At 73.3% G+C, this 13769-nt stretch carries 11 protein-coding genes; 10 read left to right on the plus strand and 1 reads right to left on the minus strand.

The genetic code is table 11. The features are described 5' to 3' along the window. Positions 1–49 precede the first annotated feature (49 nt). Positions 50–733, minus strand: a complete 684-nt coding sequence (locus ACYVKZ_RS03030) for a vitamin K epoxide reductase family protein (protein WP_460990510.1) — start codon at positions 731–733, stop codon at positions 50–52. Positions 734–1184: 451 nt separating this feature from the next. On the opposite strand from ACYVKZ_RS03030, the gene ACYVKZ_RS03035 reads away from it, so the two are divergent. The 10 genes from ACYVKZ_RS03035 to ACYVKZ_RS03080 all read left to right on the plus strand — a co-directional run bounded on the left by ACYVKZ_RS03035 (position 1185) and on the right by ACYVKZ_RS03080 (position 13747). Further along, positions 1185–4709, plus strand: coding sequence for an Rne/Rng family ribonuclease (locus ACYVKZ_RS03035; protein WP_460990593.1), 3525 nt, complete (start codon positions 1185–1187; stop codon positions 4707–4709). Between the two features lie 5 nt (positions 4710–4714). Further along, complete coding sequence (locus ACYVKZ_RS03040) at positions 4715–6244, plus strand: bifunctional hydroxymethylpyrimidine kinase/phosphomethylpyrimidine kinase (protein ID WP_460990511.1); 1530 nt, start codon at positions 4715–4717, stop codon at positions 6242–6244. A 273-nt stretch (positions 6245–6517) separates the two neighbouring features. After that, entirely contained in the window at positions 6518–6829 is a 312-nt protein-coding gene (gene rplU / locus ACYVKZ_RS03045; RefSeq protein WP_066498167.1) for a 50S ribosomal protein L21, read from the plus strand. A gap of 48 nt (positions 6830–6877) precedes the next feature. After that, positions 6878–7132 carry a 50S ribosomal protein L27 gene (gene rpmA / locus ACYVKZ_RS03050; RefSeq protein ID WP_307007971.1) on the plus strand — a complete coding sequence of 85 codons (255 nt, stop codon included), beginning with the start codon at positions 6878–6880 and terminating at the stop codon, positions 7130–7132. 187 nt (positions 7133–7319) lie between these two features. Next, entirely contained in the window at positions 7320–8927 is a 1608-nt protein-coding gene (gene obgE, locus ACYVKZ_RS03055) for a GTPase ObgE (protein WP_460990512.1), read from the plus strand. Beyond that, entirely contained in the window at positions 8908–10047 is a 1140-nt protein-coding gene (gene proB, locus ACYVKZ_RS03060; RefSeq protein WP_307007974.1) for a glutamate 5-kinase, read from the plus strand. Before obgE ends, proB begins: the two co-directional genes overlap by 20 nt. A gap of 43 nt (positions 10048–10090) precedes the next feature. After that, a complete protein-coding gene (locus tag ACYVKZ_RS03065) occupies positions 10091–11455 on the plus strand; it encodes a glutamate-5-semialdehyde dehydrogenase (protein WP_460990513.1) in 1365 nt (454 codons plus the stop codon). A gap of 67 nt (positions 11456–11522) precedes the next feature. Further along, positions 11523–11765: a hypothetical protein gene (locus ACYVKZ_RS03070; RefSeq protein ID WP_307007976.1), complete on the plus strand. Its 243-nt coding sequence runs from the start codon at positions 11523–11525 to the stop codon at positions 11763–11765. Positions 11766–11776: 11 nt separating this feature from the next. Next, positions 11777–12466 carry a nicotinate-nucleotide adenylyltransferase gene (gene nadD, locus ACYVKZ_RS03075; protein ID WP_460990514.1) on the plus strand — a complete coding sequence of 230 codons (690 nt, stop codon included), beginning with the start codon at positions 11777–11779 and terminating at the stop codon, positions 12464–12466. A gap of 6 nt (positions 12467–12472) precedes the next feature. Then, positions 12473–13747 (plus strand): hypothetical protein, encoded by a 1275-nt coding sequence (locus ACYVKZ_RS03080; RefSeq protein ID WP_460990515.1) that lies wholly within the window; start codon positions 12473–12475, stop codon positions 13745–13747. Positions 13748–13769 lie beyond the last annotated feature (22 nt).

Raw genomic sequence — 13769 nt, forward strand, 5'->3', positions numbered from 1 at the left:
CGGAACGCCGAAAAGGCGACGAGATGCGTACCCGAAACGGGGAGGGGGGCTACATGGTGGACGGGACGAACAGGTTCAGGAAGCGGAAGAAGATCGTCGCGATCACCGCGATGTAGAGGACCGCGACCGTCACCCAGCCCCAGTCGGCGAAGCCCTTGGCGAGCCGTGCCGGTGCGGGGATGACGCCGTGTACCAGGTTGCGGGCCGTGGTCCAGACGAAGATCGGGATCATCATGGCCCACACGACCATGCACAGCGGGCACAGGATCCCGATCGCGTAGAGGGCCTGGCTCCAGAGCCAGATGACGAAGACGAAGCCGAGAGTGACGCCGACCTGCAGGCCGACCCAGAACCAGCGGCTGAACCGGGCCCCGGCCAGGAGCGCCACGGCCACGGTGATCGTGACGGCGAAGGCCACGATCCCGATGAACATGTTCGGAAAGCCGAAGAGCGAGCTCTGCCAGGTGCTCATGACCTCGCCGCAGGAGATCCACGGGTTCACGTCGCAGATCGTGGTGTGGCTCGGATTGATGAGCTTCTCGATCTTCTCGAGGACAAGCTCGCCCGAGGCCAGCCAGCCGACCGCGCTCGCGACCAGCAGCAGCCACGCGAACGGGACCGTGCGGGTCATGGCATGGCCGCCGCTGTCGGGGACGGCGGCGGTCTCGTCCGTTCCGGCCTGGTCGGGCCCGGACGCGGTCGTGGCCCGGCTCGGGCTGCTCTGGGGAGTCATGGAGGTCCTTCCTGCGGGATGCTCCGATTCTAGGCGGCCCGTCTGGGCGATCACTGGAGCCGCACCCGGGCAGGCAGGCGACCGGCGGGGCGCGGCGGCCACGGCGCGGCGGTGCACAGGCGCGCCCTTCCCGATCATGCCGGGCCAGCGTGTGAGACAATGCCATTGGCCGGACGCTGATCCACATGCAGTGCCCGGCCCGGTGTTCAGCGACAAGACCGCCGCCCCGTTCCCGTCCGGATCTACCGATCCCGACCGGGATGCGCGGGCCAGAGCGGCACCTGCCCGGCCTCGACCGCTGGCGGGTTTCAACGCGGCGCCGGCCCACGCGGGACTCCCGCGGGGGCACGGGACTGACTTCGTCGGCGCCTGCGGGTGCCGACTCGTGGCGCCGCCGCGGCCGCCGTATGTGGGGACGGACGGGGCGGCTTTGGAGTACGCACAGATGGATATGGAACAGCAGCCCGGCGCCGAGGCCCCGGACGACGCAACGGTGGCCGAGCAGAAGCCCCGGCGCACCACCCGGCGGCGCAGCGCCTCGAGCCCGGCCGCGTCGCCGGCCGCCCAGGAGACTGCGGAGGCGGGCGCCACGGCGGCCGACGCGCCGGAGGCCCAGGGCACCGAGGCGGCCACGGCCGAACCGCCGACCAAGCCGAAGCGGGCGACCCGCAGCCGCCGCGCCGCCGCGGCACCCAAGGACGCTCCCAGCGAGCCCGCTCCCGCCGAGCAGTCCGCTGCCGAGCAGCAGGCCGCCCCCGCGGACACTGCGCCCCGCGAGGACTCGGCACCCGGACAGGCCGACGCCGCGCAGGCCGACGCCGCACGGACGGGGGCCGGTGCCATTGCCGAGGCGAAGGACGCAGACGGCGCCGAGTCCACCGGCCAGAAGGCCCCGGCGTCGCGACGCCGCCGGACCTCGGCCCGCGCCGCGGCCGTCAAGGAGGAGACCCGTCGTCCCGAGCGCGCCGCCGACGCCGACCAGACTGAAGAGCCGGAAGCGGCCCCCGCCGCTGCTCCGGCCGCCGGCTCGCGGGCCAAGAGCTCGGTCCGCGCCCGCCGCCGGTCGGCTGCCCGACCGGGCGGAGCCGACGAGGCCCCCGCCCAGGGTGTGCAGGCCGCCGTCGCCGACGAGCCCCGCCCGGCCGAAGAGGCGTCCGCCGCAGCGCCGGTCGCCAAGGAGCCGGCCGCAAAGGAGCCCGCCCGGCGGGACGCCGTGCCCCACGCCGCCCCTGTGGCGGACGGCGCCGCGGCTGCCGCCCCGCGTCAGGAGGCCCCCGCGCCCGAAACCGCCGACGGTGAGGCTGAGGAGTCTGCGGAGGGCGGCTTCGCGACTTTCTTCAGGGAGCCCATCTCCCCGACGTCGATGATCTTCCAGGCCCCCGACCTGAGCACGGTGCTGCGGCCCGTCGCCGCTGCCGAGCCCGTGGAGGACCACGAGGACGAGCAGGACGAGGACGAGGAGTCGGAGCTGTCCGGACGCCGGCGCCGGCGCGGACGCGGACGCCGCGGCCGCACGCGCGGCACCGAGTCCAGCGACGAGCAGGACACCGAGGACGGCGAGCCAGGCGACGAGTCCGAGGAGATCACCTCCCGCCGCCGCCGGCGCCGCCGCCGCGGCGACGCCGACCTCGAGCTCGAGGGCGGCCACGACGACGACCCGCCCGGCACGGTCACCCGGGTTCGGGCGCCCCGCACGCCGTCGGAAGCCCCGAGCACGCGAGTCCAGAGTGTGCGGGGATCCACCCGCCTCGAGGCGAAGAAGCAGCGCCGCCGCGAGTCCCGCGAGTCGGGGCGCCGCCGCCATGTCATCACCGAGGCCGAGTTCCTGGCGCGCCGCGAGTCCGTGGACCGCCAGATGGTGGTCCGGCAGAAGGACGACCGCATCCAGATCGCGGTGCTGGAGGACGGCGTGCTGGCCGAGCACTTCGTCTCCAAGACGCAGCAGGACTCGCTCATCGGCAACGTCTACCTCGGCCGGGTCCAGAATGTGCTGCCGTCCATGGAAGCCGCCTTCGTGGACATCGGCCGCGGCCGCAACGCCGTGCTCTACGCGGGCGAGGTCAACTGGGACGCGGCCGGCCTCGACGGGGCCCCGCGCCGCATCGAGAACGCTCTCAAGTCCGGCGACTCCGTCTTGGTCCAGGTGACCAAGGACCCGATCGGCCACAAGGGCGCCCGCCTCACGAGCCAGATCTCCCTGCCCGGCCGCTACCTCGTGTACGTGCCCGGCGGATCGATGACGGGCATCTCCCGCAAGCTGCCCGACGTCGAGCGCGCCCGGCTGAAGAAGATCCTCAAGGACCGCCTCCCCGAGGACGCCGGAGTGATCGTGCGGACCGCGGCCGAGGGCGCGAGCGAGGAAGAGCTCACCCACGACATCAACCGACTCCGGGCCCAGTGGGAGTCGATCCAGGAGCAGGCGTCCTCGACGAAGGTGCTCGCACCGGAGCTCCTGTACGGCGAGCCCGACCTGACCATCAAGGTGGTCCGCGACGTCTTCAACGAGGACTTCTCCAAGCTCATCGTGAGCGGCGAGGAGGCGTGGGACACGATCGAGGCCTACGTCACCTACGTCGCGCCCGACCTCCTCGGCCGGCTCGAGAAGTACGAGTCCGACGAGGACGTCTTCGCCCACTGGCGCATCGACGAGCAGATCCACAAGGCGCTCGACCGCAAGGTCTTCCTGCCCTCCGGCGGCTCCCTCGTGATCGACCGCACCGAGGCGATGACGGTGGTCGACGTCAACACCGGCAAGTTCACCGGCTCGGGCGGCAACCTCGAGGAGACGGTCACCAAGAACAACCTCGAGGCCGCGGAGGAGATCGTCCGCCAGCTGCGCCTGCGGGACATCGGCGGGATCATCGTGATCGACTTCATCGACATGGTGCTCGAGTCCAACCGGGACCTCGTGCTGCGCCGGCTGGTCGAATGCCTCGGTCGTGACCGCACCAAGCACCAGGTCGCCGAGGTCACCTCGCTCGGGCTCGTCCAGATGACCCGCAAGCGCATGGGCACCGGCCTGCTCGAGGTCTTCAGCGAGAACTGCGAGGTCTGCGGCGGCCGCGGCGTCATCACGCACGAGGAGCCCGTCGAGCGGGGCAGCCGCCCGGCCGCACCCGTCCCCGAGCACCAGGCCGCACCCCGGACCGAGGCCCCGGCCTCCGGCAGCGGGCGCAAGCGCCGCCGCCGCGGCAGCGGGCAGCAGCCCGAGGCCCAGGCGGCACCGGCGCCCGCTCCGACCCAGGCCGCCCCGCCGGTCGACGACACCGAGCGCCAGGCCCGCGCCCAGGCCACCCGGGCCGCCCTGGCAGCCGTGGCGGCCGCGGCCCACGCAGCCCACGTGCACGACGGCGAACAGCCGGCGCACGCCGAGCACCCCGACGGCGGCGAGCACGTCCCCGCGGAGCAGGCACCCGTCCAGCACGCTCCCGCGGCCGCGTCCGCCGGCCACGCTGCCGGGGGCACCGACGCGGAGCACGCCGGAACGGGCCACGCCCAGGAGCCCGTGCGCGCCCTGGCCTCGTCGGCCCCCGCTGCCCGCGCCGAGGCGACCCACGGTGCACCGCCAGTCCGCGCCACCTCGGAGGGCGAGGACGGCCGGCCCGTGCTCACCATCGGCGGGGAACGGATCGAGATCCCGCACGGCGACCTGCCGCACGAGGCCCCGGCGCCTGCGCCCGCGCTGAGCCTGGACGCGCTCAGCCAGGCATTCGACCAGCTGACGGGGGAGCGGCACGTGCCCAGCGAGGCCGAGCCGCGCCCGGGCCGCAAGCGCCGCAGCCGCGGTGCCCGCAGCGGCCAGGGCTCGGCGGAGGTGACGCGCGTCGAGGAGACGGCTGGCGCCGTCGGGGGCCAGACCCGCTCCGCGGCAGCGCCCACGGCACCCGCCCAGGCCGGCAAGGCCACGCCGGACACTCCGAAGGACGAGGGCGGCCCCATGATCCTGGGCGTCGGCGTCCCGGCGTCGGAGCTGTAGCAGGCGTGGGCGCCGTTCCCCGTGTCCTGAGCATCGCCGGCTCCGACCCGTCGGGCGGAGCCGGCATCCAGGCCGACCTGAAGAGCATCGCGGCGATGGGCGGCTACGGCATGTGCGCCATCACGGCGCTGACCGCCCAGAACACCCGCGGCGTCACCGCGGTGCACACCCCGCCGGCGGACTTCCTCGCCGCCCAGCTCGAGGCCGTCGGGAGCGACATCCAGGTCGACGCGGTGAAGATCGGTATGCTCTCCGACGCCGCGGTCATCCGCACGGTGGCCGCCTGGCTCGAGCGCACGCAGCCGGCCGTCGTCGTGCTTGACCCAGTGATGGTGGCCACGAGCGGCGACCGGCTGCTCGCCGCGGACGCCGAGGAGGCGCTGCGCGGCCTGCTCGCCCACGCCCACCTCGTCACGCCCAATCTCCCCGAGCTGGGGGCACTGCTGGGGGAGGACACGGCGACGGCCTGGGAGGAGGCGCTCGACCAGGGCCGCAGGCTCTCCGAGCGGACCGGGGGAGCCGTGCTCGTCAAGGGCGGTCACCTCGAGGGCGCCGCCTGTCCCGACGCGATCGTCGACGCCCGCCGGGGCGCCGACCCCGTCGTCGTCCAGATCGAGGGCGAGCGCGTGGCCACCCGCAACACGCACGGCACCGGCTGCTCGCTCTCCTCCGCTCTCGCCACGGTGCAGGCGCGCACCGGGGACTGGGCGCGCTCCTTGGCGGTGGTGAAGGAGTGGCTGCGCGGAGCGCTGGCGGCCTCCAGCGAGCTCGAGGTCGGCGGCGGCCACGGCCCGGTGCATCACTTCCACCACCTGGCTGCGTCCGTCCCCCTCGCCGAGGGGGAGTTCACGGACGGCCTCTGGCGCGACACCGCCAAGGTCCGGGCCGAGATCGACGCGCTGCCGTTCATCGCCCAGCTCGACGACGGGACCCTGTCCCAGGGCCACTTCGCCTACTACCTGACCCAGGACGCCCTGTACCTCAACGGGTACTCCCGCGTGCTGGCCCGGGCGAGTGCCCTCGCCCCGAGCGAGGAGGAGCAGGCCTTCTGGGCGGAGGGCGCCCGGGTCTGCCTCGCGGTCGAGGCCGAGCTGCACCGCACCTGGCTCTCCCGCCACCCCGTCGAGGCGCATGACGCCGGAGGCGCGGGGGCGGAGGGCACCGGTGCCGGCGGTACCGTCCCCGGCCCGGTGACGAAGGCCTACGTGGACCACCTGCTCGCGGCCTCCGCCTCCGGCAGCTACGCCGTGCTCGCCGCGGCAGCGCTGCCGTGCTACTGGATCTACGCCGAGGTCGGCGCAGCGCTGCACGCCCGGCATGCCGCCCGGCCCGACCAGGACGGGCACCCGTATGGGGCGTGGATCGGCACCTACGCGGACGAGGCCTTCGCGGCGGCCACGCGCCGGGCGATCGCCTACACGGACGCCGCGGGCCGGCGCGCCTCGGGCGGCGAGCGTGCGGCGATGCGCGAGGCCTTCACAGCGTCCGCCGTCTACGAGCGCGAGTTCTTCGACGCGCCGCGCAGGTTCGCCTGACCGGGCATGCCCACCCAGTGGGATACACTGGGCGGGCGTGCTTTTCCGGCATGCAGTGGCCGGATAGGCCTCATTTGCGGCCGGACAGAGGACTAGCGTATTCTTGATCCTCGGTGCTTGCGCCGTCACTTGGGTATTCACTCCCAGGGATTCCCCTCGCGGACTCACGGCAGAAGCACACTTGGGCGCTCGACGCTCCGTGCTGTGCACGGACGCCGGGCGCCGCGCGCAAAGAGCTTTTGGAAATATCAGTCGAGAGAAGTGAGTTCCCCAGTGGTGTACGCGATTGTCCGCGCCGGCGGCCGTCAGGAGAAGGTGTCCGTCGGAGACCTCGTCACCCTCAACCGCGTGGCCGGTGAGGCCGGCAGCACCATCGAGCTGCCCGCCCTCCTGCTGGTCGACGGTGAGAAGGTGACCTCCGCCGCTGCCGAGCTGGCCAAGGTGACCGTCACGGCCGAGGTCCTCGAAGACCTCCGGGGCCCGAAGATCGTCATCCAGAAGTACAAGAACAAGACCGGTTACAAGAAGCGCCAGGGCCACCGCCAGGAGCTGACCAAGGTCAAGATCACCGGCATCAACGCCTGAACCTCCGGGTTCACCCAGACTCTAGATTTCCTCAGGGAGGCACAGCTCATGGCACACAAGAAGGGCGCAAGCTCCACCCGCAACGGCCGCGACTCGAACGCGCAGCGCCTCGGCGTCAAGCGCTTCGGCGGCCAGGCCGTCAACGCCGGCGAGATCATCGTCCGCCAGCGTGGCACGCACTTCCACCCCGGCAACGGTGTGGGGCGCGGCAAGGATGACACCCTCTTCGCTCTGACCGCGGGCGCGGTCCAGTTCGGCACCCGTGGCGGGCGCCGGATCGTGGACATCGTCGTCGCTGCGTAGCAGAAGACAGGCACCAGCGGCTGCGCCCCCGGGCGCGGTCCGTTGACACAGGGTGGAGTGGGCCAGTGGTCCGCTCCACCCTTTGCTGTGTCTCTGCCCCCTTGCGCGGGGCGGGAGCCATGGCCCACTCGCTGGAGGACCCAGCACTAGAATCGGGTGACAGGCCCGAAGACCTAAGGAGAATGAAGTGGCGAGCTTCGTGGACCGCGTAGTCCTGCACGTCTCGGGCGGGAACGGCGGCCACGGCTGCATCTCGGTCAAACGGGAGAAGTTCAAGCCGCTCGGCGGCCCCGACGGGGGCAACGGCGGCAACGGCGGCGATGTCGTCCTGCGCGTCTCACACCAGACGACGACGCTGCTCGACTACCACCACTCACCACACAGGCACGCCCAGAACGGCGGCCCCGGCATGGGCGACTGGCGCGCCGGGCACACCGGCGACACCCTCGTGCTGCCCGTGCCGGACGGCACCGTGGTCAAGTCGCGCGACGGCAAGGTCCTCGCTGACCTCGTCGGCGAGGGCACGGAGTACGTGGCCGCCGCCGGCGGCCAGGGCGGCCTCGGCAACGCCGCGCTCTCCTCCGCCAAGCGGAAAGCGCCCGGGTTCGCGCTCCTCGGCATCCCCGGGGACGAGCGCGACATCGTCCTCGAGCTCAAGTCCATCGCGGACATCGCCCTCGTCGGGTACCCCTCGGCGGGCAAGTCGAGCCTCATCGCCGCCATGTCGGCCGCGCGCCCGAAGGTCGCCGACTACCCGTTCACGACCCTCGTGCCCAATCTCGGCGTGGTCCAGGCCGGCGACGTGCGCTTCACGATCGCCGACGTCCCGGGCCTCATCGAGGGCGCGAGCGAGGGCCGCGGCCTCGGCCACGACTTCCTCCGGCACGTCGAACGGTGCGCGGCGATCGTCCACGTCCTCGACTGCGGGACCCTCGAGGCGGACCGCAACCCGATCGACGACCTCGACGTGATCGAGCGGGAGCTCGAGAAGTACGCCGTGGACATGAGCTACGCGGGGGTCGACGGACAGGCCCAGCCGCTCAACGCCCGTCCCAAGCTGGTGGCCCTGAACAAGACCGACCTTCCCGACGGCAAGGACATGGCCGAGATGGTCCGCCCGGAACTCGAGCGCCGCGGCTACCGGGTCTTCGAGGTGTCGGCGACGAGCCACGCAGGCCTCAAGCCCCTCGGCTTCGCCATGGCCGAGATCGTCCAGGCCGCCCGCGACGCCGTGCAGGCCGCCCCGCCGAAGGTGGCCCCCGCCGTCCTGCGTCCGCGCGCCGTGAACGAGGCCGGGTTCACGATCCGGCGCGAGGAGCGCAACCTGGAGCCGCTGTTCCGGGTGCTGGGGGAGAAGCCTGAGAAGTGGGTCAAGCAGACCGACTTCACCAACGAGGAGGCCATCGGGTACCTCGCGGACCGGCTCAACCGCCTCGGGGTCGAGGACCAGCTCTTCAAGGTGGGCGCGAAGCCCGGGGACACCGTGGTCATCGGCGAGGACAACGCGGTGGTCTTCGACTGGGAGCCGACCATGATGACCGGGGCCGAGGTCCTCACCGGACCCCGCGGCACCGACCTGCGCCTCGCCGACTGGGAGCGCCCCACCCGCGCCCAGAAGCGCGAGGACTACGAGGACCGCAAGGCCGCGCGGGCCGCGGCGCGCGAGGAGCTCGAGGCCGAGCGGCGCGCGGGCATCTGGACCGAGTCCTCGCGCCGGCGGTCACCGGAGAAGGACGCCGTCGCGGCCGAGGAGGCCGCCGAGGGGGAGTGGGTTGGTGACGACGACGACCTCTGAGGCCACCGCGCGCGGGCGCGAATGGCTGCCCGAGGCCCGCAGGATCGTAGTCAAGGTCGGCTCCTCGTCCCTCACGACGCTCCGTGGCGGCATCTCGGAGAAGGCCCTCAAGGCCCTCGTGGACACCCTCGCGGAGCGCGCCAATGAGGGCACCGAGATCGTCCTCGTCTCCTCGGGCGCCATCGCCGCCGGCCTGGCCCCGCTCGGGCTGGCGCGCCGGCCCAAGGACCTCGCCACCCAGCAGGCGGCGGCGAGCGTGGGGCAGGGCCTCCTCATGGCGCGCTACACCCAGGCGTTCACGGCGCACGGCGTGACGGTCAGCCAAGTGCTCCTCACCGCAGACGACCTCGTGCGCCGCACCCAGTACAAGAACGCGCACCGGGCCCTCGAGAAGCTCCTGCACCTCGGCGTGGTCCCGGTCGTCAACGAGAACGACACCGTGGCCACCCACGAGATCCGCTTCGGCGACAATGACCGGCTCGCCGCCCTCGTGGCCCACCTCGTGCACGCCGACGCGCTCGTGCTGCTCTCCGACGTCGACTCGGTGTACACCGGACCGCCGGCCGAGGGCGGCGTGCGGATCGAGCACGTGCGCGACACCGCCGACCTCGACGGGGTGCGGATCGGCAGCGCCGGCAAGGCCGGGCTCGGCACCGGCGGCATGGCCACCAAGGTCGAGGCCGCGACCATCGCGGCCAGCTCGGGGATCCCCGCCCTCGTGACCTCCACCGCCGCCGCGGGGCGGGCCCTCGCCGGGGAGGACGTCGGCACGTGGTTCAGCGTGAGCGGCCGGCGCAAGCCGGTGCGCCTGCTCTGGCTCGAGCACCTCGCGGCCGTCCGGGGCACCCTGACGCTCGACGACGGCGCCGTCCGGGCCGTGGGCCAGCGTCACCGCTCGCTGCTGCCCGCCGGAATCACGGCCGTCTCGGGGGAGTTCGAAGCCGGCGACCCGGTCGAGATCGCGGACCAGGCCGGCCACGTCCTCGCCCGCGGTCTGGTCAACTTCTCCGCTGACGAGCTCCCGGCCATGCTGGGCCGTTCGACCAAGGACCTCGGGCGCGAGCTCGGACCCGAGTACGAGCGCGTCGTCGTCCACGTCGACGACCTCGTGCTCGTGTGACGCCGCGCCGGGCCCGCGGCGGCCCCCTCGGTAGACTGGTGCCATGACTGACACCGCGCGCGCCACCGCGCCTGCCTCCGTCCCCGACGAGACCACCGCTGCCACCGGGCCGGCCACGCCGGCGCCCGGACAGGCCGTGCTCGTGCCGGCGGACGTCGAGACGGCCGTCCACGCGATCGGCGACCGCGCGCGGGCAGCCTCGCGCGTCCTGGCCCGCGCCAACCGGGCCTGGAAGGACCGCGCGCTGCGCGCCGTCGGCGCCGCGCTCAAGGAGCACGAGGAGGCGGTCCTCGCCGCCAACCGCGAGGACCTCGAGGCGGGGCGCGCCAACGGCACGTCTGCGGCGCTGCTCGACCGGCTGGCCCTGACCCCGGCCCGCATCGACGGGCTCGTCGACGCCCTCGAGACCCTCGCGGGGCTCCCGGACCCCGTGGGCACCGTGGTCCGCGGCCAGACCCTGCCCAACGGCGTGCGCGTCCGCCAGGTCAACGTGCCCATGGGCGTGGTCGCCGCGATCTACGAGGCGCGCCCCAACGTGACGGTGGACATCGCCGGGCTGGCCCTCAAAAGCGGCAACGCCGTGATCCTGCGCGGCGGCAGCGCAGCGGGCCGCACCAACGCGGCGCTGCTGGGCATCATCCGGGACGCCCTGGCCGCCGTGGGCCTCCCCGACGACGCCGTGCAGAGCGTGGACGCCTACGGGCGCGAGGGCGGGAACGCCCTGATGAAGGCCCGCGGCCGGGTGGACGTGCTGATCCCGCGCGGCGGGCGCGAGCTGATCCAGAACGTGGTGCTCAACTCGACCGTGCCCGTCATCGAGACCGGCGAGGGCAACGTCCACGTGTTCGTCGACGCCAGCGCCGACGAGCGCATGGCGGTCGAGATCCTCGTCAACGCCAAGACCCAGCGCCCGAGCGTGTGCAACACGGTCGAGACCGTCCTCGTCCACAAGGATTCCACGGTCCTGCCGGCCGTTGCGCGGGCCCTGGCGGAGCGGGGTGTGCGCCTCCATGTCGACGGCCGCACCCTCGCGGCCCTGCCCGCGGACGTGGCTGCCGACGAGGCCACCGACCGAGACTGGGCCACCGAGTACATGGACCTCGAGCTCGCGGTGGCAACCGTGGACGGACTCGACGAGGCCATCGCACACATCCGCCGCTGGAGCACCGGCCACACCGAGGCGATCATCACCAACGACCTCGCCAACGCCGAGCGGTTCATCGCCGAGGTCGACTCGGCCGCGGTCATGGTCAACGCCTCGACCCGGTTCACCGACGGCGGCGAACTCGGCCTCGGCGCCGAGGTGGGGATCTCCACCCAGAAGCTGCATGCCCGCGGTCCGATGGGCCTGGCGGAGCTGACCACCACCAAGTGGATCGTGCAGGGCGAGGGGCAGGTCCGGGCCTGATCCGCCGGGGTAGGATGAAACCCAGTCCAGATCCTGCATCTGAGAGTTACCACCTGAAGGGGAGACCATGCTGGCAACGCTGATCAGCACCGCAGTCAACGTGAGCGCGGAGGCCGCCGGCCACGAGGAGCCCGCTCCGCTCATCGCACCGCCGTTCGTCATCGGCGTGACGATGTTCGTGATCTTCGCCGTGCTGATGTTCGTCACGGTCTCCTACACCAACCTCGGCCGCCGCCACGAGCCTGTCGACGAGCACGCGGACCCGCACCGCCAGCACCCGAACAAGCACGACCGCGGCCAGGGCCACTGAACCCTCTCGCCTTGGCCCCAGCAGAGCAGTCCGGGAGCGCGCGTCGCCACCGCCTCGGAGTCATGGGCGGGACCTTCGACCCGATCCACCACGGCCACCTCGTCGCGGCCAGCGAGGTCGCGTCGAAGTTCGACCTCGACGAGGTCGTCTTCGTGCCGACGGGGGAGCCGTGGCAGAAGTCGAAGAGCACGGTCAGCGCCGCCGAGCACCGGTACCTCATGACGGTGATCGCGACCGCATCGAACCCGCGGTTCACTGTGAGCCGCGTCGACATCGACCGCCCCGGTCCGACCTACACCAAGGACACGCTGCGCGACCTGCGGCGGCTGCGGCCCGAGGCCGATCTGTACTTCATCACCGGCGCCGACGCCATGGCGCAGATCGTGGGGTGGAAGGACGTCGACGAGCTGTGGAATCTCGCCCACTTCGTGGGCGTGACCCGGCCCGGGCATGAACTGCACGACCTTGGCCGCACCGATGTCAGCCTGCTCGAGGTGCCCGCGATGGCGATCTCCTCGACGGACTGCCGCGCCCGCGTGGCGGTGGCCGAACCGGTCTGGTATCTGGTGCCCGACGGCGTGGTGCAGTACATCGCCAAGTACGGCCTCTACCGTGGGAAGGGCCGACCGTCGGACGACGGCGACGGCCACGCGCAGGACGAGAACGGAGAGGCAGGGAGCACAGCGGCCGCTGTGCGATGAGCAGGCATGAGCAACGAGGATAGGCCGATCACGAGCCGGCGCGAGCGTCGCCTGGCCCAGCAGGCTGCACTCGCCTCGGCTCCGCGGGAGCAGCTGACGCCGGAACAGGCCGAAGCTGAGGCTCGGGGGCAGGCCGAGGCGGCGGCCGCAGCCGCCCGTGCCCGCTCCGAGGCCCTCGCGGCTGCCCACGGCGCGGCCGCAGCGGCAGCGCGCGGCGGGGACGCGCCGTCGTGCGCCACCGGACGCCCCGCCCCCCGCGCCCGCGCCGCCGAGCCCGGGGCGCCCGAGCGCAGCTCCCAGGCCCGCGCCCGCGACCGGGCCGCCCAGCGGGTCCTCCGCGAGCTCGCCGAGAAGGAGCAGGCCGCCCAGAGCTCCCGCGAGTCCTTCCCGACCCGACGCTCCATCCGCGAGCGGGAGACCGGCAAGATCCCGCCGATCACCGGCGGCCCCGAGGCCCCCGGGCAGCCGCAGGGCGAGGCCGGCGGCGGCCCTGCCCCCTCGGCCCAGGCCCTCCCGATGGTCCCCGCGCCGCACAGCCCCGGCGCCGGGACGGCGCCGATCCCGGGTGTCGACCCCGCCCCTCCCACGGCGATGCAGGGCATCGTGCCGCAGGGGCTGACCGTGACCCCGGCGCTCGGCCCGGAGACCGGCTCGTTCCGCAGGCTCAGCCACGAGCAGATCGCCGCGGCGCGCGAACTGCTCAAGGAGCAGGCCAAGAATCAGGCGGCCATGCTGGAGGCCCAGCGCGGCAGGGCCGGCACCGAGGTCGATCCGGCCCTCCTCGCCGAGCAGGTGGCGATGGCCGAGCGCGCCGCCGTGCTGAACCGGCGCGCGCAGGCCAAGCAGCGGCTCGCGGAGGAATCGCGGAAGGAAGCGTCGGCCCCGGCCCGGAAGGCGCCCGCCCCCGCGGCGACCGACAACCTCGCGATGGTGACCCCGCTCGAGTTCGTCCGGGTGCCAGGGGTCCCGCACCCCGTCATGAAGCCGCCCACCACCACGCACGTTCCCGTGGTGACCGGGAAGAACGCGCGGCAGGCCCGGGCGGCGGGCGCGCCGACCGGCTCGCGGCCCGTGGACCTCCGCCGCGCCCAGCCCCGCGGGGAGATGCCCGAGGGCGCGCCCGTCTCGGCCCGCAGCGCCCACGGGCTGGACCCCCTCGATTCCGCGCATGCGGGCGTGGGCCGTGCCCAGCGGGAGCGCCTCGTGCTCCTCGCCATCGGCGCCGTCGGCATCCTCGCCCTCATCGTCGCCATCATCATGATCGTGCTGGGCGGCAAGTAGCCCCCGGCAGCAGCAAGCCTCC

It is taken from the genome of Sinomonas soli, from assembly GCF_054782415.1.

Coding starts and splice junctions, on each gene's coding strand:
- ACYVKZ_RS03030 (WP_460990510.1), bottom strand. CDS start 733: ATGACTCCCCAGAGCAGCCCGAGCCGGGCCACGACCGCGTCCGGGCCC.
- ACYVKZ_RS03035 (WP_460990593.1), top strand. CDS start 1,185: ATGGAACAGCAGCCCGGCGCCGAGGCCCCGGACGACGCAACGGTGGCC.
- rpmA (WP_307007971.1), top strand. CDS start 6,878: ATGGCACACAAGAAGGGCGCAAGCTCCACCCGCAACGGCCGCGACTCG.
- ACYVKZ_RS03065 (WP_460990513.1), top strand. CDS start 10,091: ATGACTGACACCGCGCGCGCCACCGCGCCTGCCTCCGTCCCCGACGAG.
- ACYVKZ_RS03070 (WP_307007976.1), top strand. CDS start 11,523: ATGCTGGCAACGCTGATCAGCACCGCAGTCAACGTGAGCGCGGAGGCC.
- ACYVKZ_RS03080 (WP_460990515.1), top strand. CDS start 12,473: ATGAGCAACGAGGATAGGCCGATCACGAGCCGGCGCGAGCGTCGCCTG.